Below are 23,797 nucleotides of genomic sequence, written 5' to 3' on the forward strand. Positions count from 1 at the left end.
TGCGTGAACGCATTGGTAGTCAACTATATCTACGCTCGGCCATTGCAAAAAAACCAGAACTGGTGGTGCAGGCCGAAATCAGCCACTTGCGTTCGGGTGGACAGATGACCCCTGACATGGTTTTTCGTGATCCGTATATGTTGGATTTTCTGGGGCTTCCTGAAGGCTACAATGAACGTGACCTTGAAACTGCGATCCTGCGCGAGATGGAGCATTTTCTGTTAGAACTGGGCGTAGGCTTTACTTTTGTTGCGCGACAAAAACGTATTACTGTTGGCTCGGATGATTTTTATCTCGACCTGCTGTTTTATCATCGACATATGCGCCGCCTTGTTGCCGTTGAGCTGAAACTGGAGAAGTTTCAACCCGCTCACAAAGGACAAATGGAGTTGTATCTACGCTGGTTGGATAAATACGACCGTACACCGGGCGAAGAATCACCCATCGGTTTAATTTTGTGTGCAGACGCCAATGCTGAACAAGTGGAGCTAATGGATGTGAACAACGCCAATATCCGTGTAGCCGAATACCTTAGCCACATTCCTGATATGAAATTGATGCAGGCGCAATTACATCGCGCAGTTACGTTGGCTCGTGAACGTGTAGAAAAAGGTCTGCCTCCTCATGTTAGCTAGGAGATAACATGCTCGCCCCTACAAATTCAGCAACATTGCCACTTTTCCATCAACCTGAAAATGTGGATTCAACTTCTACGCAGGTTTGCTATGTGGGCGTTTGATCACAGACAAACTTAAGCGTAAGTGATTGAATAGTAGCGCAGAGCAAGGTTTTAATCCGCATAGCGGGTAGCCTTGAGACGGTTTGCAAGGCCGTCGCGTTCAGCCACTCCGGCGGCTCTGCGTGAAACGCTTGCTATAGTGCCCCCTTTTGCGGCATGTTGACATTATCAGCCCCAGCCGAATGTTCCAGTGACCCTTAGAGCAACGCAATGATTAAATGGCCGTGGAAAGCAAATCAAGCGCAGGCGGAAACGTTTGCCGACTGGCAGGAAGCCCTGTCCATCCCCCTGCTCTCACCTTTGGATGAGCAAGAGCAGCGGCGTTTGGTGGCAGTTGCCAGCCAGATTTTGCAAAATAAACGTATCGTGCCTTTACAAGGGTTGGAACTGACATCCCTGATGCAGGCGCGTATTGCCCTGCTGTTTGCGTTGCCGGTAATGGAACTGGGGGCAGAGTGCCTGGACGGTTTTAACGAAGTCCTGCTCTATCCAACCCCCTTCGTGGTGGAAGATGAATGGCAGGATGATATTGGTCTGGTGCATTCCGGGCCGGTGGTGCAAGCAGGCCAAAGCTGGGAACAGGGGCCTATCGTGCTCAACTGGCTAGACGTGCAAGACTCCTTCGACCTTTCCGGCTTCAACCTGGTGATCCATGAAGCAGTGCACAAGCTGGATATGCGTAACGGTGGCACCGCTACCGGCGTGCCCCCAATCCCGCTGCGCGATATCGCCGCTTGGGAATACGATTTACACGCCGCGATGGAAAACCTGCAGGATGAAATCGATATGGTGGGTGAAGAAGCTGCCAGCATGGATGCCTACGCCGCCAGCGATCCGGCAGAGTGCTTTGCCGTGCTTTCCGAGTACTTTTTTAGTGCCCCTGAACTGCTGGCCAACCGCTTTCCTGAGTTGTACGAGCATTTCTGCCGCTTCTACAAACAAAACCCCCTGGCCCGTTTGCAGCGTTGGTATGCAGACAGCGAGCCACAACGGGACTGAGTTTGCTCAGATGATGAGCTGTCGCACTCCCAGAATCAATTTTGCGTTGACACGATCTGCACGGCTGGATATGATGCGCCCCGTTCAGACGATTCCTCTGTAGTTCAGTCGGTAGAACGGCGGACTGTTAATCCGTATGTCACTGGTTCGAGTCCAGTCAGAGGAGCCATATTTAGAAAAGCCCGCTTAGGCAACTAAGCGGGCTTTTTGCTGTCTGTGAAGCCATGCCACCCCGAATCGAATCACCTATGCCGCGGGCAAGCTGGCACCATCGGGAAGTCTGAATTTACATGCATCATGGTGCAATCTTGCGTTCAACGTGGTGCATTATAGGGTGCCTGATATTATAAATTTTAATAAATCAACAAGTTGAAAACTGGCATGATTCCTGCGTGATCGCCTTGCAGTTATTTTACGACAAGGAGAAAACGTTATGTCAACACACACTGTGGTAAATGCACAGCGTCGCCAATTCTTAAAACTCTCGGGAGCTCTAGCTGGCACTGCCACATTGGCAAGCCTTAGCCACCCTACATTGGCAGAAAAACTACCCGCAAGTGATACCTTCGCGGTTCCTACTGCCGATAACCCCATTCGTATTAACTTTAACGAAAATGCGCTCGGTATGTCACCCAAAGCACAGGCTGCCGCACGTGATGCCGTCACCAAAGCCAATCGTTATGCAAAAGAAGAAATAATCACCCTAAGACACAAGCTAGCCAATCAGTATCAGATACCAGAAACTGGCATTTTACTGACAGCGGGTTCTTCAGAAGGTATACGTGCGTCGATAGAAGCGTATGCCACACCGGACTCACAGTTGGTGATCCCGGAGCTGACTTACAGCGACGGTGAACATTTCGCCGTCATTGCGGGTATGAAAATCACAAAAGTACCGATGCTTGATGGTTGGCAATTTGATATCAATGGATTAAAACAAGCCGTAGAAAAGCATAAAGGCCCATCGCTAGTCTATTTGGTCAACCCCAACAATCCGACTGCAACGATTACTCCGGCCGATCTGATCGAACCCTGGATTAATAGCAAACCGGCTAATACGATATTTATTGTTGATGAAGCCTATGCAGAGTTTGTTAACGACCCCCGTTTTCGTTCAGTTTCACCCTTGGTAAAACAAGGTGCCGATAATGTGATTCTGTTGAAAACCTTTTCGAAGATTTTTGCCATGGCCGGAATGCGTGTCGGTTATGTTGTAGCACACCCGACAGTGATTGCCCGTCTTGAAAATTATGTTGCAGGAGAAAAGATCAACTTCTGCGGGGTAGATGCCGCTTTAGCTTCAATGGATGATCAAGCTTTCATCCGCTACAGTAAAAAAAGCAATGATACCTCGCGACAAATTTTGCTACAGGCCCTGGATACGCTGAAAATTCCTTACCTGCCTTCCGAAGGAAATTTTGTATTTCATAAGCTGGATGTACCGCTGAAAGACTATCAGCAGCACATGAAAGATGCAGGGATTCTAATTGGTCGGGCATTTCCACCGGCGCAAAGTTGGTGCCGAATCTCGCTAGGGACACCTCAGGAAATGGCGTTTGTTGCAAAAACCATGCTCGACTTCCGTTCCAGAGGCTGGATATAACGAATGGCCCAGAAGCAATCAGATTATTGCTCCTGGGCCAGATTTCCCCATCTACGACGGGTGCTGGGTGGTCCCGGCTTCACTGGCTTTTCTGACCATGTAAATGTGTATAACTCAATGACCTTTAACATATATTACTTTTATAACCTATACACTTTAGCCGCAAAAATTCATCTTAATGATAAATATTACAATATTAGCCGTTTAAAACGGTTGTCTTTTTAGACAGTGCATAGTAATTCTCCCTATCTGGAGATTCATATTTTTCAGACCCAAGACCCACAAGCGAGCCAATCCTTTCTTTAGCTAACGGAATTGCCTTCGTGATTATTCTTTCAACCTCAAAATCTTCAAAAAAACCGTCAAGACACAAGGAAAATATTTCACTTAGATACATTTCATTTTCATAACGTGACAATATATCCAATCTCAAAACCCCCGTATTAACCTTATAAACACCAACCGCCCCAAACATTTCTATAGTCCCTACCGCAAGGTTTTCTTCTTTATTCACAATTGAAAACCTTACAAACTCCTCACGCTCATAGCAACCAAGCCAACCTATTATTGAATTTTTCATTTCTTCTATCGTATTAAAATTGAAATTTCCCGTACACATATCCGAATTGAAATAAGGCCTGGAATTTACATCCGAATAACATTTTAACAAACCTTCTGCATCATCCATTGTAATAAGACGTATAATAAAATTAGATGTTTCATACGTTTTACATTCTTTGTATGGATTGCTCATTTTTAACCCCTTGGTATTGTCAAATTTATAATATACCCGATAATTTTCAAGATACATGCGACTTTGTTGAATAAATCGGCGTTAGGAGTTGACAACTGCGTCACCTGATGATGGGTTTTATTGTTGATGCTTTCCCGCTATTTAGCTAACCAAATGTAAATAAATTGTTTCCCCCAGCCTGCCCGGCGTTCCAATAATGAAGCCATGTTAATTGGAACGAGTGCATGACATGTCTTATCGAATCAGCCTGCTTGATAAAAGCCCGGTTGCAGCAACGGAAACCGCGTCTAATGCCTTACAGCGCACGCTGTACTTGGCAAAACAGGCCGAAGCCTGGGGCTATCATCGCTTCTGGATTGCTGAGCACCACAATAGCCCTCACCTCGCCAGCCCTTCACCAGAACTGGTTATTGCCTGGATCCTGGGCCAGACTCGCCATATCCGCGTCGGTTCAGGCGGCGTGATGCTACAGCATTACAGCCCGTATAAGGTGGCTGAAAACTTCAACCTGCTGGCCTCATTGGCACCTGGCCGTATCGATCTTGGCGTAGGCAAGGCCCCTGGCGGGTTGCCATTGGCAACACGGGCACTGCAACAAGGTCTTCATCAGCAAGAGAAAGGTTCGTTTGCCGAGCAGCTTGCGCAGCTTGATAACTGGCTCTCCTTGCCTGCCGCAGACGAAGGTGATGATGCACTACAAGCCACCCCCATCCCGCCGCATGTTGCAGACCGTTTCCTGCTAGGAGCCAGCAACGAGAGCGCTTTGCTGGCAGCACAACTGGACTGGAACTTCGTTTTCGCGGCTCATCTTAATGGCGATAAATCCCTGATGAGAGAAGTCATTACTACCTGGCGAGACCATAGCCATCGCGACACGCTGGTGGCCGTGCAGGTCATTGTCGCCGCGAGCGAAGCCGAAGCAACTGAGCTGGCGGCTCAGGTGGAGATATGGGGGGTTGAGCTTGAGAATGGTCAGCGAGTGACCGTGGCAAGTGAGGCTCAGGCCCAGGCCTTTGCCCGCCAGGCGGGTAGCCCTGCCCGTCTGATTGAACAGCGTACCCGTTCGCTGATCAAAGGCACCACCGCATCCGTTCATGCGGAGCTTTCCGCCTTGCAGCAGGCGTTTGGAATCGACGAATTCATCATTGATACCCCGATCGCCGAGGGAGCCGCGCGGATCGCTTCATTACGCTTGCTCGCGGAAGGTATTGCGAACTACGCCACCGAAAATGAATCCGTCTAAAGGGTAAAAGATGACATTTGCACAGCAATTGATTGACTGGCGGCGCGAGCTGCATCGCAACCCGGAACTTTCCGGGCAGGAAATAGCCACCACCGCACGGCTGCGCCACTGGCTCGAATCCGCTGGGCTGCGTCTGCTGCCGTATGATCTCGCTACGGGTGTCGTGGCCGAGGTCGGCAAGGGCGAGAAAGTCATCGCTTTACGTGCCGATATTGATGCATTGCCGATTGAAGAAGCCACTGGCGCCCCCTTTAGTTCACGACATAAAGGCGTCATGCATGCTTGCGGACATGATGTTCACAGCAGTGTGATCCTGGGAGCGGCATTGCTGCTGAAAGCACGTGAAACGCAACTGACTGGCCGGGTGCGGTTGCTGTTTCAACCTGCGGAAGAAAACTTCACGGGTGCCAGAATGTTGATAGAGGCTGGCGTTCTGCATGGCGTAAGCGCCATTTTTGGCATGCACAATGAACCCGGTCTGCCGGTGGGAACCTTTGCCACCAGAGGAGGCCCCTTTTATGCCAACGTTGATCGCTTCGTGATTGGCGTAAAGGGCAAGGGAGCCCATGCGGCACGCCCGCATGAGGGCGTGGATGCGATCGTGCTGGCCAGCCAACTGGTGACGGCGTTCCAGAACATCACCAGCCGCAACATTGATACGCTGGAATCCGCCATTGTCAGCGTTACCCGTATTCAAGGTGGTAATACCTGGAACGTGTTACCCGAAAAGGTTGAGCTAGAGGGTACGATACGCACGCACTCTGCCGATGTACAGCGCCAGATTGAAGGGCATATCCGCCAGATCGCAGCCGGGTTGGCTGCCGCTTTCGGTGCAGAGATTGAGGTGACGTGGTTTCCCGGGCCGACCATGCTGATCAACGACGAAAAATGGGCAGCCTTTGCGACCGAAGTTGCCCAGGCAGAAGGATATCAAACCCAGACCGCCGCCTTGCATATGGGGGGCGAGGATTTTGCCGCCTATCTGCACCAGATCCCCGGGGCGTTTGTCAGCATCGGCAGCGCCAGTGAATACGGCCTGCATCATCCGGCATTTAGCCCTGATGAAGCCATGATTGAAGACGCCGCACGCTATTTTTCGGCGTTGGCCGAAAAAGCACTGCAAGCTATCTGACAGAGTTAATCAATTCCTTGGGAATATATCCCTAGAGATATCCATTGTCTGAAAATGAGGGTTAAACATGTCTTTAAACCGACAACTACGCTTGGGATCAATATTACACGGCGCATCTGGCAATATGTCCGCATGGCGACACCCGGCAGCACAGGCAGATGCCAGCATTAATTTTGACTTCGTCAAAAACACGGCCATCAAGGCCGAAGAGGGAAAGCTTGATTTCCTGTTTGTGGCTGACGGCTTATATATTAATGAGAAATCCATACCGCACTTTCTGAATCGCTTTGAGCCACTGACGGTATTATCTGCGCTCGCCACTATTACCAGCCGTTTGGGGTTGGTGGGCACCGTATCGACGTCCTACAGTGAACCCTTCACCGTGGCGCGCCAGTTTGCCAGCCTTGATCATCTCAGCAACGGCAGAGCTGGCTGGAACGTGGTGACCTCACCGCTGGAGGGATCGGCGAAGAACTTTTCCCGCGAAAAGCACCCTGAGCATGCATTGCGTTACCGCATCGCCGATGAATATCTGGATGTAGTAAAAGGGCTTTGGGATTCTTGGGAAGAAGATGCCTTTACTCGCGATAAAGCCACCGGCCAATATTTTGATCCCGCCAAATTACATACTCTGGATCATCACGGCGACTTTTTCCAGGTGGCTGGCCCGCTGAATATTAGCCGCACGCCACAAGGTCGACCCATTATATTTCAGGCTGGCGCTTCGGATGATGGAAAGAAATTAGCGGCACACCATGCCGATGCTATTTTCACCCACCATGAAACGCTGGAGGCGGCACAGGAGTTTTATCGTGACGTAAAAAGCCAGCTTGAGCGCTTTGGCCGCCGCCCGGAGGAACTGCATATTTTTCAGGGTGTCAGCCTGATTGTCGGAAAAGATGCCGAGGATGTTGAACGCCAGTATCAGGTGACCGCTGCCCTGGTTTCGATCAAAGACGCACTCAACTACCTTGGCCGTTATTTTGAGCACCACGATTTCAGCCAATACCCGCTGGATGCGCCCTTCCCCGATGTGGGTGAGCTCGGGCAAAACAGCTTTCGCAGCACCACCGATGAAATCAAACGTAATGCCCGCGAACGTGGCCTGACGTTGCGCCAGGTAGCGCTGGAAGCCGCAACTCCTCGCCCACGCTTTCACGGTACGGCACAACAGGTTGCCGATGGTCTGCAACACTGGTTCGACACCTTTGCGGCAGACGGCTTCATTATCCAGGGCGGTACGCCAGATACCTTCCCGCGCTTTGTCGATGAAGTGGTGCCCGTTCTACAAGCGCGCGGTCTTTTCCGTACGGAATACCCAGGCACGACATTGCGTGAAAGTCTGGGTCTGACATTGCCGGCCAACCAGTTCGCACCGCAATAAACCCATAACGATAAAAGAGACAACGCTATGCAGAAAACCCTATTACTCCTGGCGCTGGCGCTTAGCCCTGCCGCCTGGGCACAGAGTGTGACGATTAACGGCGCAGGCGTCAGCCTGGAGGCGAACAAAGCACCGATCAATACCAAGATCAATCCGCAAGCGGTGGCCCAATTGCCGCAGGGTTATCACTTTGCCGTCCCTGGTAAATTCACCGTCGCGGTGTCAGCGCTCAATTCACCGCCGCTGACCGTGTTTGCCGAAGATAACAAAACGCTGTTGGGCAGCGAGGTCGATATCGCCCGCCTGGTAGCGGATAGCCTGGGGCTGGAACTTAACGTCGTTCCGACTTCCTGGGAGGATTGGCCACTTGGCGTTTATTCCGGCAAATATGATGCCGCTATTAGCAATATTACCGTTACCAAGGAGCGCAAAGAGAAATTCGACTTCGCCACTTACCGTAAAGACTCACTCGGGTTTTACGTCAAGTCCGACAGCCCAATCAAGGCCATAGAGAAAGCAGAAGACATTGCCGGGCTGCGCATTATCGTCGGTTCTGGCACCAATCAGGAAGCCATTCTGCTGGCCTGGAACCAGGCAAATCAGCAAAAAGGGCTGAAACCTTTTACCCCGATTTATACCAAAGATGACGCAGCCCAAACGCTGGCACTGCAGTCTGGCCGCGCCGATGCCTTCTTTGGCCCGAACGTGACAGGCGCCTGGAAGGCGGCACTCACCGGCAAAACCCGTCTGGCCGGTAGCGTGGACGGTGGCTGGCCAAAAGCAGCACATATCGCAGTGACGTTGAAAAAAGACGGTGGCCTGGTCGCACCAGTACAAACCGCGCTGAATGGCGTTATCAACAATGGGGATTATGAAAAAGTGCTTAACCGCTGGGGTGAAGGCATTGAGCGCCTTTCTGCCTCTGAGATCAACCCGGCTGGATTAGGCGATTAAGGGGGGCCACATGAGTGACGTATTTCGTGATGTTTCGCCTGAAGCCAAAGAGTTGCAACCGATTATCAACGGGTTATTCGGCGAATATGCCGCCCGCTATGGCGACTATTTCTCCCGCGACGCCGAAGTCGAGCTGGTGCAATGGTATCTGCCGCCGCAGGGGCTATTTCTGGTGCTGGAGCGTGATGGCGAAATCATTGCGACCGGTGCTTACAAACCTTTTGACCCGCATACCGCAGAGCTGAAACGCATCTGGACACATCCGGCACTGCGCCAACAGGGCCTGGCAGGCCGTGTGGTACGGGAACTGGAGCGTCGCGCATTGCTGGCGGGTTATAGCCGCGTCTATCTCACCACCGGATTTCGCCAGCCGGAAGCCGTGCAGCTTTATCTGGGGCAAGGATACGAACCACAGTTCGACATTTACCGCGACCATGAAGAGTACAGCGTACCGCCCTATGACGGCCGCCTGCGTTTTATCAAAACGCTGACCTTCGCCAGTCAAAGCAATATTGCCTGAGGAGCCCACTGATGAATTCATCTTCGAGCATTAAAGTGGTTCCGGCGCGTTATCCGCTACGCACCGCTGGGGCCGTCGTGGCGCTGTTTGTATTGGCGATCGTCGTCCAGTCGATCGCCTTCAATCCTCGCTGGGAGTGGGCGGTTTTTGCCCGTTGGTTCTTTGATCCGGTGATCCTCTCGGGGGTAGCGCAGACCTTGCTGCTGACGCTGCTCGGCACCGTACTCAGCCTGATTATTGGTGGTGCGCTCGCGCTGTCCAGGCTATCGTCCTCCTGGCTGTTAAACAGCCTGGCATGGGGCTATATCTGGCTGTTCCGTTCGCTGCCGCTGATCGTGGTGCTGATTATTCTGTACAACTTTTCCTACCTGTACGAACGGCTTTCCATTGGCATTCCCTTTACCGATATTGCTTTCGGCAGCTTTGCCACCATCAACGTGCTCGGTCAATTTTCCACCGCGGTGGTGGGATTAACGCTGGTACAAAGTGCTTATACGGCGGAGATCATTCGCGGTGGTTTTCTGGGGGTCGATCACGGTCAGTATGAGGCCGCAGCTGCGCTAGGCTTACCCGCCTGGCGGCGTACCCTGCGTATTATTCTGCCTCAGGCGCTGCGTACCATTCTGCCTGCCGGTTTCAACGAAATTATCAGCCTCGCCAAAGGGACAGCGATGGTTTACGTCTTAGCCATGCCTGAGCTGTTTTATACCATCCAGATGATTTACAACCGCACCCAGGAAGTGATCCCCCTATTGATGGTGGGCGCCGTCTGGTATCTGGCGATCACCAGCGTGCTATCGCTGCTGCAACACATCGTCGAGCGCTGGCTGGCACGCAGCGAACGCCGCTCCGCCGTTAATCAGGAAGCAGGCAAACAGAGCCAATCGCATCAGCCAGCCCCATCTGCACCGGAGGCGATCCATGTCCCCATCTCATAACACCCAAGGCCACATCTCCATTACCGGCGTCAGCAAGGTTTTTGGCCGTCATAAGGCGCTGGATAACGTTTCTCTGGAAATTCCACCCGGGTCGGTCACGGTGATCCTCGGGCCGTCCGGATCAGGAAAGTCGACGCTGTTACGCACCATTAACCACCTTGAGCGCGTTGATGAAGGCTTTATTCAGATTGATGGCGACTACATTGGCTACCGTTTGTCAGGTGACAAGCTTTACGAACTGAAGGAAAAAGAGATCCTGCGTCAGCGCATCAACGTGGGGTATGTGTTTCAGAACTTCAATCTGTTCCCGCACCTCACCGTGCTGGAAAACCTGATTGAAGCCCCTATAGCCCATGGTCACCTGAATCGCCAGGACGCCATTAAGCAAGCGCTTGAACTGCTGGATGTGGTGGGTCTGCGCGATAAAGCCGATTCCTGGCCGCGTCATCTGTCTGGTGGCCAACAGCAACGCATTGCGATTGCCCGTGCACTGGCACTGCGCCCGCGCGTCATGCTGTTTGATGAACCCACCTCTGCACTGGACCCAGAACTGGTGGGGGAAGTGCTGGACGTTATCAAGAAGCTTGCCCGCTCCGGTACCACGCTGGTGGTGGTAACACACGAGATTGGTTTTGCCCGGGAGGTCGCCGATCAGGTGGTGTTTATGGTGGATGGCAAGATCGTTGAACAAGGCCACAGCGAGGCGGTGCTCAAACGCCCACAGCACCCACGCACCCGTCAATTCTTATCTAAAGTCCTTTAAGGGAAACAATGAAATATACATTTCTGGCGCTGGTCTGGTTCAGTTCCGTCGCCTTGGCACAAGGGAATATCGATCTGGCTGCCAATGAGCAGCCGCTCCACGCGGCTAAAAATCCGCAGGCCATCAGTAAAATCCCGGCAGATTATCGCTTCGTAGAGCCAGGGACGCTGACTGTAGCCATCTCCGCACTCAATTCACCGCCGCTGGCGCTGTTGGCCAGCGACAATAAAACGCGCATCGGTAGCGATCCTGACATCGCGCGGCTGCTCGCCGACAGCCTGGGGCTGAAGCTGAAACTGGTGCCAACCGCCTGGGAAGACTGGCCACTAGGGATCACTTCTGGCCGCTATGACGTTGCTTTGGTCAACATTGCCGTTACGGAACAGCGCAAGACCAAATTTGATTTTGCCACTTATCGCGCTGACTCACTGGCGTTCTCGGTAAAGTCGGCCAGCGAAATTCAATCCATCAGTAAGCCCGCGGATGTGGCAGGGCTGCGGGTGATTGTCGGTTCAGGCACCAACCAGGAGAGAATTCTGCTGGGCTGGAATGAGCAAAATCAGCGTGAGGGCTTGAAACCCGCACAGCCGATCTATCTGACCGATGACGCATCCGGCAATCTTTATATTCAGTCCGGGCGGGCAGATGTCATGTTCGGCCCGCAGTCGGTAGCCGCCTACAAAGCGGCACTGACGGGCCAAACCCGCGTGGTAGGGCTGGGGCCGAAGAAAGCCTATGTAGCCACCACCACCAAAAAGGACAACGGACTGGTTTATGCTCTGCAGGCTGCACTAGACGGTACGATCAAGCAAGGTGAGTATCAACAGGTGCTGGCGCGCTGGGGTGAACAAGGGGAAGGAGTTGCAGTATCAGAGGTCAATCCGCCGGGGATCTCCTACTAAGCTAAGCGGGCGCCGCAGGCGGCGCCCCTATAAATTAGCATTACCACGTTGTCCATCACCCTCCACCAGCCCAACCCCGCACTTGACTTATTTTGTCTAATTTGTATTTTAAGGACATGCACACTTTTTTGATTATCGTCCCCGAAGGGGGCATGTTATTCGAGCCTACGGGCATTGCCGATATCCTGATGCAAGCCAACCGTTTGAGGCCGACGGATGCCGCGCATCCACCGTATCAGGTGTCGATTGCCACGACCCAGACGCACCGCGTGATCCATGGAGGCTCGGGGCTAAATCTGCTGGCCGATCACCGTCTCACTGACCTCGATCCCACACTATCGCGTGACACCATTATGATCACCGGCAGAGGTATGAGCGCTGAGGAAAGCGATATCGTCGTCAATTGGCTGCGTCAGGCTGCGCCGTATGCACGGCGGATCGTATCGATTTGCGGCGGTGCGTGGCTATTGGCTCAGGCCGGTCTGCTTGATGGGCGCCGTGCCACCACGCACTGGCGGTTACTTGAAGCGATGCAAGCTCAATTCCCCAGTGTCCACGTCGAGAAAGGCCCGATTTATCTTCAGGACGGCAATATCTGGACCTCCGCTGGCGTCAGTTCTGGCTTCGACCTCACCCTGGCTTTAGTGGAAGACGATCACAGCTTCACGTTAGCCCGCGATGTCGCCCAAGACTTGGTGATGTTCCTGCGCCGCCCCGGAGGACAATCCCAGTTCAGTCGTTTTCTGCTCAGCCAAGCCAGCTCGCCTGGCCCAATCCGTGACCTGCAAACGTGGATACTGCAAAATCTGTCCGGCGATTTATCCGTTGAAAAGCTGGCGGAGCACGTGGCCATGAGCCCAAGGAATTTTACCCGCGTTTTCACCCGTGAAACCGGGGTCAGTCCCGCCAAGTATGTGGAAGAAGTCCGCCTCGACGTAGCACGGCAACACCTGGAACAAAGCTCGGATAAGCTCGAACAAATCGCCACCGCCACGGGTTTTGGCAACAGCCTCAACCTGCGTCGCGTGTTTGAAAGAAATTTACAACTCACACCCTCAGATTATCGGGAGCGTTTTCACGCTCGCACTATGTCCTAAATTGATTGTTATTTGTCATTTACGCCAAACCACCCACGCACTATTTTGAAACCAGATAACTCACCTAGGAGCACATCATGGTCAAAGTAGGCATTAATGGGTTTGGTCGCATTGGCAGAAACGTACTGCGCGCCGCGTTGGGTCGCAATGACTTTCAGGTGGTGGCAATCAATGACCTGACCGACAGCAAAACCCTGGCTCACCTTCTGAAATACGACTCGCTGCAAGGCACATTGGCCGCCAGTGTTGAAGCCTCTGAAGGGCAGTTGCTGGTAGATGGCCAAACCATCCACGTCTTCTCCGAACGCGATCCAGGCGCAATTGCGTGGAGCAGCGTGGGGGTTGATCTAGTTATTGAAGCCACCGGATTCTTCACCGACAAAGCCAAAGCCGAAGTGCACATCACCAAAGGCGGCGCAAAACGGGTGATTTTATCTGCACCCGGTAAAGACGATGACATCACGGTGGTGATGGGCGTCAACCATGAGAAATACGATCCTGCCTTGCATAAAGTGGTCAGCAACGGCAGCTGTACAACTAACGGTTTAGCACCGGCAGCGCAGGTTCTGCACCAAAGCTTCGGTATTGAACATGGTTTGATGAACACCACCCATGCCTATACCAACAGCCAGGCCCTGCACGATCAACCGGAAAAAGATCTGCGCGGCGCCCGTGCCGCGGCGCTTTCTATCGTGCCTTATTCTAGCGGTGCGGCTAAAGCACTCGGTAAAGTGATCCCGGAATTGGACGGACGCCTGACCGGCTATTCACTACGCGTGCCAGTGCCTGTGGTATCTATTGTTGATCTGACCGTCACGCTCAAACGTGATGTAACGGTAGAAGAAGTGAACGCGGCATTTCGCAAGGCGGCAACCTCAGGACCGCTGCAAGATATCTTGGGCTACAGCGATGAGCCTTTGGTATCGAGCGACTATCAGGGTGACCCACGATCATCAATCATCGACGGGCTGTCTACGCTGGTCATCGGCGGTAATCTGGTGAAGATCCTCGCCTGGTATGACAACGAATGGGCTTTCTCTAACCGTCTGGTTGATCTGGCGGTTTTGATGGACCAACGCGGTTTGTAATTTTCTAAGCGGGCGCTCTGTGCAGCGCCCTAAGTTGTGAGCCCCCTCTCCATACCCTCCACAAGCCAACCAATGAATTTTTGCGATTATCAGAAAAGCGCCAGCCATCGGCTAGACTCTAACTTATCAGTGCAGTACTGCTGGTGCGATACTTATAAAGAGAAAAATTGCGTCGTAAACAGAATAATATGGGTCATTACTCATCAAAGGAGCACGCTATGCGGATGTTTCTTGCAGTGGTCTGGACGGGGCTGTTGTTGCTAACCACGCCAACTCGTGCAGCAGAACCGGAACCCAGCGCCGGGCGGGTCTCGGGTTGGTGGAACTCTTTAACCAGCGGTGTCGCACAAACCTGGGAGGACCCGCAATACCACGATCTTTATCTGCCGTTTATCAGTTGGCACGCCCGTTTTATGTACGACGAGACGGATCATTACAATGAGATGCCGTGGGGCGGTGGCTTTGGGATTTCCCGCTATAACGAAGAGGGCGACTGGAGTGCCCTGTACGCGATGATGTTTAAAGACTCCCACAATGAGTGGCAGCCGATTGTCGGCTATGGCTGGGAAAAGGGCTGGTATCTGGATCAGAATCAAGATTTCCGCCTTGGGTTTGGTGTGACGGCGGGGATCACTGCACGTGAAGATTTCGGCAACTACATTCCATTACCGATCATTCTGCCGCTGTTCTCCGCTGGCTATAAGCAGGCGACTGTTCAGTTCACCTATATCCCTGGTACCTACAACAACGGCAACGTGCTGTTTGCCTGGTTACGCTTTAGTTTTTAGTTCGGAGCCATCATATGGGCGGGCGCAGCATGCTGCGCCCCTACGTCATGAGCCGATTGAGGTTTTGTCAGCAATAACAATCCCTGAGCCTTATCGCTAGTCCAGCAGCAGATAGATGCATTCGGCCAACGCTTTACGCTATGCTGAGGTATCGCAAGAACCGAGGAAAAACAATGAATACCCCTGAAAAAAAGTCGCTGACTGCCCTACAAGCCCTCGACCAACTCGAAGTACTGTACGACGCATCGGTCAACGCCTTACGCGCTGCGATCAAACAATTTATCGCGGATGGCACCCTGCCAGAGGCGCAGGCCCGTGCCTCGGGGCTGTTTTCCTACCCGGAACTGCGCGTGCGCTGGGATGGCGAGCACCCAGACCATCCAAGAACCCGCGCTTTTGGCCGTTTTACCCGGCCCGGCAGCTATACCACCACCATCACCCGGCCGCAGCTGTTCCGCCCTTATCTTGCCGAACAGCTAGCAATGCTGACCAGTGAATATGCCGCCGTAATCGAAGTGGTCCCCTCTCAACAGGAGATCCCCTTCCCTTATGTGATCGACGGATCCGATCTGGCCTTGGACCGAACCATGAGTGCCGGGCTTACCAAGCATTTCCCCACCACCGAACTGGCGCAGATTGGCGATGAAAATGCAGACGGGCTGTCTCCTTTTGCCAACCATTTTCCACTTTCCCATTTTGACGCGCTGCGGACCGATTTCTCACTGGCCCGCCTGCGGCACTACACCGGCACGCCGGTGGAGCATTTTCAGCACTTTGTGTTGTTTACCAACTACACGCGCTATGTCGATGAGTTTGTCCGCTGGGCGTGTAGCCAGATCGCCGATCCGGCCAGCCCCTATATCGCGCTTTCTTGCGCCGGTGGGAACTTTGTGACGGCAGAAACGCCAAATCCAGAGCAGACGGTGTCCGATCTGGCCTGGAAGAACCATCAGATGCCCGCCTATCACCTGATCGCCAACGATGGTCAGGGGATCACGCTGGTCAATATCGGTGTCGGCCCTTCCAACGCCAAAACCATCTGCGATCACCTGGCAGTGCTGCGGCCCCATGCCTGGCTGATGATTGGCCACTGCGGCGGCCTGCGGGAAAGCCAGTCAATTGGCGATTACGTGTTGGCCCACGCCTACCTGCGTGACGATCATGTATTAGACTCGGTGCTACCACCTGATATCCCAATCCCAAGCATCGCGGAAGTTCAGCGCGCGCTGTATGACGCCACCAAAACGGTAAGCGGTATGCCGGGAGAAGCGGTAAAGCAGCGGTTACGTACCGGCACTGTGGTCACCACCGACGATCGCAACTGGGAGCTGCGCTATTCGGCTTCCGCACTGCGCTTTAACCTCAGCCGCGCCGTCGCCGTCGATATGGAAAGTGCCACCATCGCGGCGCAAGGTTATCGCTTCCGGGTGCCTTATGGCACGCTGCTGTGCGTGTCTGATAAACCGCTACACGGCGAGATTAAACTGCCAGGCCAGGCCAACCGTTTCTACGAAGGCGCGATTTCAGAGCACTTGCAGATTGGCATCTGTGCCATCGATCTGCTGCGGGCTGAGGGTGAACACCTGCATTCACGCAAACTGCGCACCTTCAACGAACCACCGTTCCGCTAATCCAAAGGCTGGGCGCCGCATACGGCGCCCCTACAGCGCCAAAGCCAGCACTCGCGTCGGCTGATGATGGCTGGCGGTAATTTCCAGCAGGATCTCCCTTACCGCTCCCGCCGCCGCAGTGAGCGGCTTTTGGCCGCAAACCACTAACGCCAGCGGTACCGAAAGCGCCGGAGCATTGAGGCGGATCATCCAGGCCTTGGCCGGGCCGATCGTCGCCCTGGCAAGCGACTCTGGCAGGATCGTCGCCCCCATTACGCTAGCGATAGCGGCGCAAAGCATGCTGTGTGATTCGATCTCACCAATCACATTCGGCGTGAGTTGGCGCAGCGCCATAGCCTCATCAATCAGGTCGCGCACCACATCCCCCTCACGTGGCAAGAACAGATTAAACTGGCTCACCGCCGATAAGTCGATGCTGTTGCCCGGATGAGGGATGCTTCTTGCCGCGACCAGATACAAATCTTCTTTCGCCAACGCCGTGACACTCAGGTTCGGTGGCATGTTCTGCCCATACATCACCGCCATATCCAGAGCCTGCGTCGCCACCTGTTGGCTCAACGCGCTGCCGATATTTTCATTCAGGCTCAGCAAAATCCCAGGATGCCGATCGCGTATCGCTTGCAACAGCGGCAGCGCCAACTGCGAGGCCGCACTGCCTTGCACCAGGCCGACGGCCACCAGCCCAGCCAGCGTTTCCCCACTGCTGATCACCGCTTGCTGGGCCTGCTCGCACTGTTGAAGAATGGTTTGCGCATGCGCATAAAGAATATTGCCGGCCTCCGTGGGCATCACTCCGCGTTTGGTTCGGATCAGCAATTGCTGTTTCAGTTCCCCTTCCAGGGTGGCAACTTGCTGGCTCAGCGCAGGCTGCGCAATATGCAACACCTCCGCCGCCTGAGTCAGGCTGCCGATATCGACGATCTTTACGAAATACTTCAAGCGTCTGAAATTCATCGTGGCTCCTAGCTGCGGTTAACTGCATTCAATATCAACTACTGCAACCACAGCTACAGCAAGAAACGGGCCAGGCAGAACAAGCGGTGTATTATCAGCCTAAGTGATTAAAAAATAATGAAAGGTAACGATAAGGCGGGATTGGATGAAGAGGTAAAACCGGGTTCTGCACCACGCTGGGGCATTGCCAGTCCCCAGCGTGGTTCAGATAAAAAAACCCGCCAATCGTCTGGCGGGTTTGTTATAGGGCTAGGGAGCTTTTTGCTCGGAGGCCGGTATCACATCCAGGATGCGTACGTTGTAGACCATGGTCGCGCCCGGTGGGATATCCGGTGCCATGCCTTTCTCGCCATAGGCCAGTTCAGGCGGCACCACCAGCGTCATGTTACCGTGGTTCTTCAACTTACCTAGCGCTTCGCGGAACAGTGGTGGATAGGCGCTCAGCGGCTGTGAAATTGAAGTACCAGCCAGATCCATATCCTTGATCACTTTACCGTCGGTCAAGCTCTCTTTAACCACCACGGCGACGGTATCACCCTCACCAATCACGCTATCGCCAACATAATCGATGCGGTAATAGAAGCCTTGCTTAGACTGCACGACGCGTGGCTGCTTCTTGAACTTATCGATATAGCTGCTGCCTTGCTTTTCGTTCTGCTGTTTGATCTTTTTATGCTGATCGTTCAGCTCCAACTCGCTTTCATACAAGGCCTTGGCAATCTGTTCTTTGGCCAGTTTGGTCTGGCCATTGATCACATCGGTCACGCCTGCCAGCGCCAGTTGGCGGTTCACGTCTACACCCTGCGTCTTTTTGCTGTTGAGCAAATCCAGGATGTCATTACCCAACGCGGTACCGATCGCATAATCGCGTTTTTCCACCTGCGTTTTAGGCTCCGTGACCACGGACGTACCAGCCGTTTGCTTTTTCTCGGCTGCAGTCAGCTTTTGCTGTAGCTGAGCAAGTTCCTGCGCCTTCTGCTCATTGTCTTTGGTTTGTGCCGCCAACTGCTCTTGCAGCTTGGCACTCTCCTGCTGACTCGTCTGCTGCAACTGAGCGATCTGCTGGGCTTTCTGCTCGCTGTCTTTAGTCTGAGCAGCCAACTGCTCTTGCAGTTTGGCTGTCTCCTGCTGACTCGCCTGCTGCAACTGAGCGATCTGCTGGGCTTTCTGCTCGCTGTCTTTAGTCTGAGCGGCCAACTGCTCCTGCAGCTTGGCGCTCTCCTGCTGACTCGCCTGCTGCAACTGAGCGATCTGCTGGGCTTTCTGCTCGCTGTCTTTAGTCTGAGCGGCCAACTGCTCTTGCAGCTTGGCACTGTCCTGCTGGCCCGTCTTCTGCAACTGAGCAATCTGCTGGGCTTTCTGCTCGCTGTCTTTAGTCTGAGCGGCCAACTGCTCTTGCAGCTTGGCACTCTCCTGCTGACTCGCCTGCTGCAACTGGGCAATCTGCTGCGCTTTCTGCTCATTGTCTTTGGTCTGAGCGGCTAACTGCTCCTGCAACTTCGCCAATTCCTGCTGGCTTTGCTGGAGTTGTTTAACCTGCTGAGCCTTCTGATCGTTGTCTTTGCCATAAACCGTCAACTGTTCTTGCAGCTGCTTTATCTGCTGCGCTTTCTGTTCACTGTCTTTGGTCTGCACGGTCAGTTGATCTTGCAGTTTCGCCAACGTCAGCAGCTCTTGCTGCAACTTCTTCATTTGCTGAGCTTGTTGCACGAAATCTTTGTTATTCAGCGCCAATTGCTCCTGCAACTGCTTGGCCTGAAGCGCTTTTTGTTCGCTATCCTTGGCCTGTGCAGCCAGTTGAGTCTGCAACTTGGCCAGCTCTTGCTGGCCTTGCTGGAGTTGCTTCACCTGCAGGGCTTTCTGCTCATTATCCTTATTGGAAGCGGCCAACTGTTCCTGCAGCTGTTTAACCTGCTGCACTTTCTGCTCGCTGTCCTTGGCCTGAGTCGCTAACTGAGCCTGCAGCTTGGCCAACTCTTGCTGGTTTTGCTGCAGCTGTTTCAGCTGTTGCGCTTTCTCATCATTGGCTTTGGTTTGTGCGGCCAGTTGCTCTTGCAGCTTGCTACTGGCCTGTTGCAACTGTTTCACCTGCTCGGCTTTTTGCTCGCTGTCTTTGGTCTGGATGACTAGCTGTGCCTGCAACTCTGCGACGGTTTGCTTATTTTGTTGCAGTTGCATCACTTGCTGCGCTTTCTGCTCATTATCTTTGGTTTGCGCGGTCAACTGCTCCTGCAGCCTGGCGCTGGTCTGCTGCAGTTGCTTGACCTGTTCGGCTTTCAACTCACTGTCTTTGGCCTGAGCGGCCAGCTGTTCTTGCAGTTTTGCCAACGACTGTTGGTTTTGCTGCAGTTGTTTCAACTGCTGGGCTTTTTCATCAAGACCCTGAGTTTGCGCGGTCAGTTGCTCCTGCAACTTAGCGCTCGCCTGTTGCAACTGCTTCACCTGCTCAGCTTTCTGCTCGCTGTCTTTGGTTTGGGCAGCCAGCTGTTCTTGCAGCTTTGCCATCGCCTGTTGGGTCTTTTGCTCGTTCTCTTTGCTACGCGCCGCCAACTGATCTTGCAGCTGGGTTACCTGCAGGGCCTTTTGCTCACGCTCTTTGGTCTGGGCAGCCAACTGTTCCTGCAGCTTCGCCAACGCCTGCTGGTTTTGCTGTAGCTGTGTAGCCAACTGGGCTTTTTCATCGTTAACCTTGGCTTGAGCCGTCAACTGCTCCTGCAACTTGGCGCTCGCCTGTTGCAACTGCTTCACCTGTTCGGCTTTCTGCTCGCTGTCTTTGGTTTGGGCAGCCAGCTGTTCTTGCAGCTTCGCCATCGCCTGTTGGGTCTTTTGCTCGTTCTCTTTGCTGCGCGCCGCCAACTGATCTTGCAGTTGTGTTACCTGCAGGGCCTTTTGCTCACGCTCTTTGGTCTGAGCAGCCAACTGTTCCTGCAGCTTCGCCAACGCCTGCTGGTTTTGCTGTAGCTGTGCAGCCAACTGGGCTTTTTCATCGTTAACTTTGGCTTGTGCCGTCAACTGCTCCTGAAGCTTGGCGCTCGCCTGTTGCAACTGCTTCACCTGTTCGGCTTTCTGCTCGCTGTCTTTGGTTTGGGCAGCCAGCTGTTCTTGCAGCTTCGCCATCGCCTGTTGGGTCTTTTGCTCATTCTCTTTGCTGCGCGCCGCCAGCTGATCTTGCAGCTGGGTTACCTGCAGGGCCTTTTGCTCACGCTCTTTGGTCTGGGCAGCCAACTGTTCCTGGAGCTTCACTAACGTCTGCTGGTTTTGCTGCAGTTGTGCAGCCAACTGCGCTTTTTCATCAGTAGTTTTGGTTTGAGCCGCAGTCTGTTGCTCTTGCAGCTTGGCGCTGGCCTGCTGCAACTGCTTAATTTGTTCGGCTTTCTGCTCGCTATCTTTGGTTTGCGCGGCCAGTTGTTCTTGCAGTTTCGCCATCGCCTGCTGGTTTTTTTGCGCCGATTCTTTGTTGCGTGTCGTCAGCTGCTCTTGCAGCTGTTTGACCAGTTGGGCTTTGTATTCACTGTCTTTGGTCTGGGTGGCTAACTGTTCTTGGAGCTTCGCCAACGCCTGCTGATTTTGCTGCAGCTGCTTGGCCTGCTCGGCTTTTTCATCGTTAGTTTTAGCATACGCCGTCAGTTGCTCTTGCAACTTGGCACCAGCCTGTTGCAACTGTTTCACCTGTTCGGCTTTCTGCTCGCTGTCTTTGGTTTGGGCAGCCAGTTGCTCCTGCAGCTTCGCCATTGCCTGCTGGGACTTCTGGTCATTCTCTTTGCTACGCGCCGCCAGCTGATCTTGCAGCTGTGTTACCTGCAAGGCTTTTTGTTCACTGTCTTTGGCCTGGGCAGCCAACTGTGCTTGCAGTTTCGCTACCGCCTGCTGATTTTGCTGCAGCTGCTTGGCCTGCTGGGCTTTTTCATCGTTAGTTTTAGCATACGCCGTCAGTTGCTCTTGCAACTTGGCACCAGCCTGCTGCAGCTGTTTCACCTGCTCGGCTTTCTGCTGGCTGTCTTTGGTTTGGGCAGCCAGTTGCTCCTGCAGCTTCGCCATCGCCTGCTGGGACTTCCGTTCATTCTCTTTGCTACGCGCTGACAGCTGATCCTGCAGTTGGGCGATGGCCTGCTGATTTTGCTGTAACGTTTGCTGCAGTTGCTTGATCTGTTGCGCTTTTTGTTCGTTATCTTTGGTTTGCGCTGCCAACTGTTGCTGCAATTGCGAGCTGTTACGTTGCTCCTGCTGTTGCAGCTTCATTTGCTGCATCTGCCGCTCGCTTTCCTTGGCCTGTGCGGCAAGCTGCTGCTGAAGCCGCGTATTTTCCCGCTGGCTTTGCTCAATGGCCTGTTGCAGACGCGCCAACTCTGCAGAAGAGCCCGCGGACCGAGATTGCACTTTACGCAACTGCTCAAGAGCCGCTTCCTGGCTGGTGACTTTGGCCTTCAGCTGATTGATGGTTGCCTGCAGCGTCTTCATCTCGCGAATACGCTCACTGCCCCTCTCATCCGCCGACTTTGCCAGTGCGTTAGGCTTGCTGCTGGCAGGTTTACTACTTTTGGGTCTTGCAGGTTCTGCTGTATCCAGTTGTGAAGGCGTCAGAAACAGGAGTGCCGGAGCCTCATCCACCTGGCGCGTGATCGCTTCCAGTGAATTCAGCGCATGGGCATCGGGAGTTACTGCCTCCTCAGCCCTTACTACTCCTAGCGGCAACGCCAACGTCAACAAGGCACCGCAATATATCCTGCGTTTCATTTCACGCCTTCCCCTCTCTGGATCAAGCCTTGCAGGACGTCACGTTCGATCTCGGCACATAACTGATTGGTCTTGTATTTGTACAACGCATCAAGAGTGTCTTTGGTTGTCGAATTCACATCGCCGCGTACCGCGCTATATACCGAGGCATTGTTCACCAGACGGTTAAAGTTGGCCTGCTTGATCGCGTAAGCCTTCGGATTAACCTGCTTGAGTGACGCCAACTCGCTTTGGCAAAGGCCAATTTTGCTGGTTTTGGTTTCTGCGGCAGTCGGTTCTGGCGGCGGGGGCACACTGATCTGCTGAGGGGGAGCTTGTACGGTGGTCGCTGGTGGGGTTTCTTGCCAACGGGTCTGTGCGGTTTTCTGGCATCCTGCCAGCAATAAACCACTGCACAGTATTACGCCTAAACAGAGGTTCTTTTGGGTGATTATCATCGAAAATTCCTTTCAAAAAATTCCGTTACCGATAGGTCAACTCAGACAAGATCGGCTATATCCTGGATAAATAATATGTGCATTTTTCAGCAATGATATAGGGGTGGCTCTTTAGTAGCAAACATTCACTGGAGCTATACTATGGCCGCTCATTGCCCCTACTCTTGCAACGTTCGCCATGGCCTATTAACTTAACGAATACTTAACCGGGTTTCATCGGTGACCTGCATAGCGCAATAATGCGCCTATAACTTGCCCGCGATTTACATGCCCACGACGTTTGTGAAGTGCAAAATAATACTGGTATTTTTTATATCCAGCAACTCTGCAAGCGAGCCTGAACGCCGAGTTGCGGGGCAAAAACGGCGCTTGCCGCCAGGAAGGACAAAGACACTCTCCCGCATACAACAGCATTCATTCTGATTTTTTGGTACAAAAAACCGTAAAAAAATAAAATAAAATAGATTTAAAACAATAACATAAGTGAATCACTGACGATATTCACCGCTATCATTCCCCCCACCATTTTTCCGAATGGAAATGACTATTACCCATGATTAAAAATAGATGTTTATATTATTAAAAACGCATTTTTTGGCGATTTACTCCACTCGCATCCGGGTGATTTTCTAGAGCGGCAGTGCAATCTAAAGATTTATCCGAGGCACTCTGATTGTTGCGTCAAAAATACAGGACTTGATGATAATCCTTAAGCTGACTTCCCCACTGATTATTAGGAACAATCCACACAAATTACAGGAAACATCTTAGTAAAAAATCCCATTTTCCCACCTTATAATTAGGAACTTTCTTGGGTTTGCTCTTTAAAATATCAACACCACGCAAAAATCAGGATTAACTCGCAAAATGCCTCGGTCTGCAATGATGGCGACCTGCCTGCCGGTGATAAAGTTTAACCTGCTGGAAAATAAGCCAATTTGCTCACAACCTCGACAAACGGAACATTTGTGCATTTTCATGCTTTACAAGCCCCATCGGCACCGTTATTATTCGCCCCGTTCACACGATTCCTCTGTAGTTCAGTCGGTAGAACGGCGGACTGTTAATCCGTATGTCACTGGTTCGAGTCCAGTCAGAGGAGCCATATTTAGAAAAGCCCGCTTAGGCAACTAAGCG

General features: G+C 52.9%; 17 protein-coding genes, 2 tRNA genes and 1 pseudogene. 16 read left to right on the forward strand and 4 right to left on the reverse strand.

Annotation, left to right across the window (positions count from 1 at the left end; all coding sequences use genetic code 11):
• The first annotated feature begins 137 nt into the window (after positions 1-137).
• The 4 genes from ACMV5I_RS13065 to ACMV5I_RS13080 all read left to right on the forward strand — a co-directional run bounded on the left by ACMV5I_RS13065 (position 138) and on the right by ACMV5I_RS13080 (position 3,341).
• Positions 138-635, forward strand: coding sequence for a PDDEXK nuclease domain-containing protein (locus ACMV5I_RS13065; protein WP_414824558.1), 498 nt, complete (start codon positions 138-140; stop codon positions 633-635).
• Positions 636-949: 314 nt separating this feature from the next.
• A complete protein-coding gene (mtfA, locus tag ACMV5I_RS13070; RefSeq protein ID WP_179246558.1) occupies positions 950-1,738 on the forward strand; it encodes a DgsA anti-repressor MtfA in 789 nt (262 codons plus the stop codon).
• 93 nt (positions 1,739-1,831) lie between these two features.
• Positions 1,832-1,907 (forward strand) — tRNA-Asn (locus ACMV5I_RS13075).
• A gap of 264 nt (positions 1,908-2,171) precedes the next feature.
• Positions 2,172-3,341, forward strand: coding sequence for an aminotransferase class I/II-fold pyridoxal phosphate-dependent enzyme (locus tag ACMV5I_RS13080; protein WP_414824529.1), 1,170 nt, complete (start codon positions 2,172-2,174; stop codon positions 3,339-3,341).
• A 196-nt stretch (positions 3,342-3,537) separates the two neighbouring features.
• Here ACMV5I_RS13080 and ACMV5I_RS13085 read toward each other — a convergent pair whose 3' ends face one another.
• Positions 3,538-4,095 (reverse strand): GNAT family N-acetyltransferase, encoded by a 558-nt coding sequence (locus tag ACMV5I_RS13085; RefSeq protein WP_414824530.1) that lies wholly within the window; start codon positions 4,093-4,095, stop codon positions 3,538-3,540.
• Positions 4,096-4,324: 229 nt separating this feature from the next.
• On the opposite strand from ACMV5I_RS13085, the gene ACMV5I_RS13090 reads away from it, so the two are divergent.
• The 11 genes and pseudogenes from ACMV5I_RS13090 (at position 4,325) to ACMV5I_RS13140 (ending at position 16,535) form a co-directional block, all read left to right on the forward strand.
• The gene (locus tag ACMV5I_RS13090; RefSeq protein WP_414824531.1) at positions 4,325-5,338 is read left to right on the forward strand and encodes an LLM class flavin-dependent oxidoreductase; all 1,014 of its coding nucleotides are present in this window, start codon (positions 4,325-4,327) and stop codon (positions 5,336-5,338) included.
• 10 nt (positions 5,339-5,348) lie between these two features.
• Positions 5,349-6,470: an amidohydrolase gene (locus tag ACMV5I_RS13095; protein ID WP_414824532.1), complete on the forward strand. Its 1,122-nt coding sequence runs from the start codon at positions 5,349-5,351 to the stop codon at positions 6,468-6,470.
• Positions 6,471-6,537: 67 nt separating this feature from the next.
• Positions 6,538-8,808 (forward strand): annotated as a pseudogene (locus ACMV5I_RS13100) (NtaA/DmoA family FMN-dependent monooxygenase).
• 10 nt (positions 8,809-8,818) lie between these two features.
• Positions 8,819-9,328 (forward strand): GNAT family N-acetyltransferase, encoded by a 510-nt coding sequence (locus tag ACMV5I_RS13105; RefSeq protein ID WP_024486203.1) that lies wholly within the window; start codon positions 8,819-8,821, stop codon positions 9,326-9,328.
• An 11-nt stretch (positions 9,329-9,339) separates the two neighbouring features.
• A complete protein-coding gene (locus ACMV5I_RS13110; RefSeq protein ID WP_202809882.1) occupies positions 9,340-10,266 on the forward strand; it encodes an amino acid ABC transporter permease in 927 nt (308 codons plus the stop codon).
• Positions 10,250-11,029, forward strand: a complete 780-nt coding sequence (locus ACMV5I_RS13115) for an amino acid ABC transporter ATP-binding protein (RefSeq protein WP_024530900.1) — start codon at positions 10,250-10,252, stop codon at positions 11,027-11,029. The genes ACMV5I_RS13110 and ACMV5I_RS13115 overlap by 17 nt, the downstream gene beginning before the upstream one ends.
• A gap of 8 nt (positions 11,030-11,037) precedes the next feature.
• The gene (locus ACMV5I_RS13120; RefSeq protein ID WP_414824534.1) at positions 11,038-11,931 is read left to right on the forward strand and encodes a transporter substrate-binding domain-containing protein; all 894 of its coding nucleotides are present in this window, start codon (positions 11,038-11,040) and stop codon (positions 11,929-11,931) included.
• Positions 11,932-12,047: 116 nt separating this feature from the next.
• Entirely contained in the window at positions 12,048-13,028 is a 981-nt protein-coding gene (locus ACMV5I_RS13125) for a GlxA family transcriptional regulator (RefSeq protein WP_414824535.1), read from the forward strand.
• 77 nt (positions 13,029-13,105) lie between these two features.
• Positions 13,106-14,116 (forward strand): type I glyceraldehyde-3-phosphate dehydrogenase, encoded by a 1,011-nt coding sequence (gap, locus tag ACMV5I_RS13130; RefSeq protein ID WP_024486208.1) that lies wholly within the window; start codon positions 13,106-13,108, stop codon positions 14,114-14,116.
• Positions 14,117-14,334: 218 nt separating this feature from the next.
• Entirely contained in the window at positions 14,335-14,904 is a 570-nt protein-coding gene (gene pagP / locus ACMV5I_RS13135; protein WP_121607223.1) for a lipid IV(A) palmitoyltransferase PagP, read from the forward strand.
• A gap of 173 nt (positions 14,905-15,077) precedes the next feature.
• Complete coding sequence (locus tag ACMV5I_RS13140; protein WP_174334522.1) at positions 15,078-16,535, forward strand: AMP nucleosidase; 1,458 nt, start codon at positions 15,078-15,080, stop codon at positions 16,533-16,535.
• A gap of 30 nt (positions 16,536-16,565) precedes the next feature.
• Here the strand turns inward: ACMV5I_RS13140 and nac are convergent, their stop codons facing one another.
• From nac to ACMV5I_RS13155, 3 genes are all read right to left on the reverse strand, one after another.
• A complete protein-coding gene (gene nac / locus ACMV5I_RS13145; protein WP_414824536.1) occupies positions 16,566-17,489 on the reverse strand; it encodes a nitrogen assimilation transcriptional regulator NAC in 924 nt (307 codons plus the stop codon).
• Between the two features lie 249 nt (positions 17,490-17,738).
• Positions 17,739-22,223 carry an FKBP-type peptidyl-prolyl cis-trans isomerase N-terminal domain-containing protein gene (locus ACMV5I_RS13150; protein WP_414824537.1) on the reverse strand — a complete coding sequence of 1,495 codons (4,485 nt, stop codon included), beginning with the start codon at positions 22,221-22,223 and terminating at the stop codon, positions 17,739-17,741.
• A complete protein-coding gene (locus tag ACMV5I_RS13155; RefSeq protein WP_414824538.1) occupies positions 22,220-22,660 on the reverse strand; it encodes a hypothetical protein in 441 nt (146 codons plus the stop codon). Before ACMV5I_RS13155 ends, ACMV5I_RS13150 begins: the two co-directional genes overlap by 4 nt.
• A 1,029-nt stretch (positions 22,661-23,689) precedes the next feature.
• Between ACMV5I_RS13155 and ACMV5I_RS13160 the strand changes: the two genes are divergently transcribed.
• Positions 23,690-23,765, forward strand: a tRNA-Asn gene (locus tag ACMV5I_RS13160).
• Positions 23,766-23,797: the final 32 nt, after the last annotated feature.

Origin of the sequence: Serratia sp. T13T92 (genome assembly GCF_047530105.1) — a bacterium.
Lineage (GTDB): Bacteria > Pseudomonadota > Gammaproteobacteria > Enterobacterales > Enterobacteriaceae > Chania > Chania fonticola.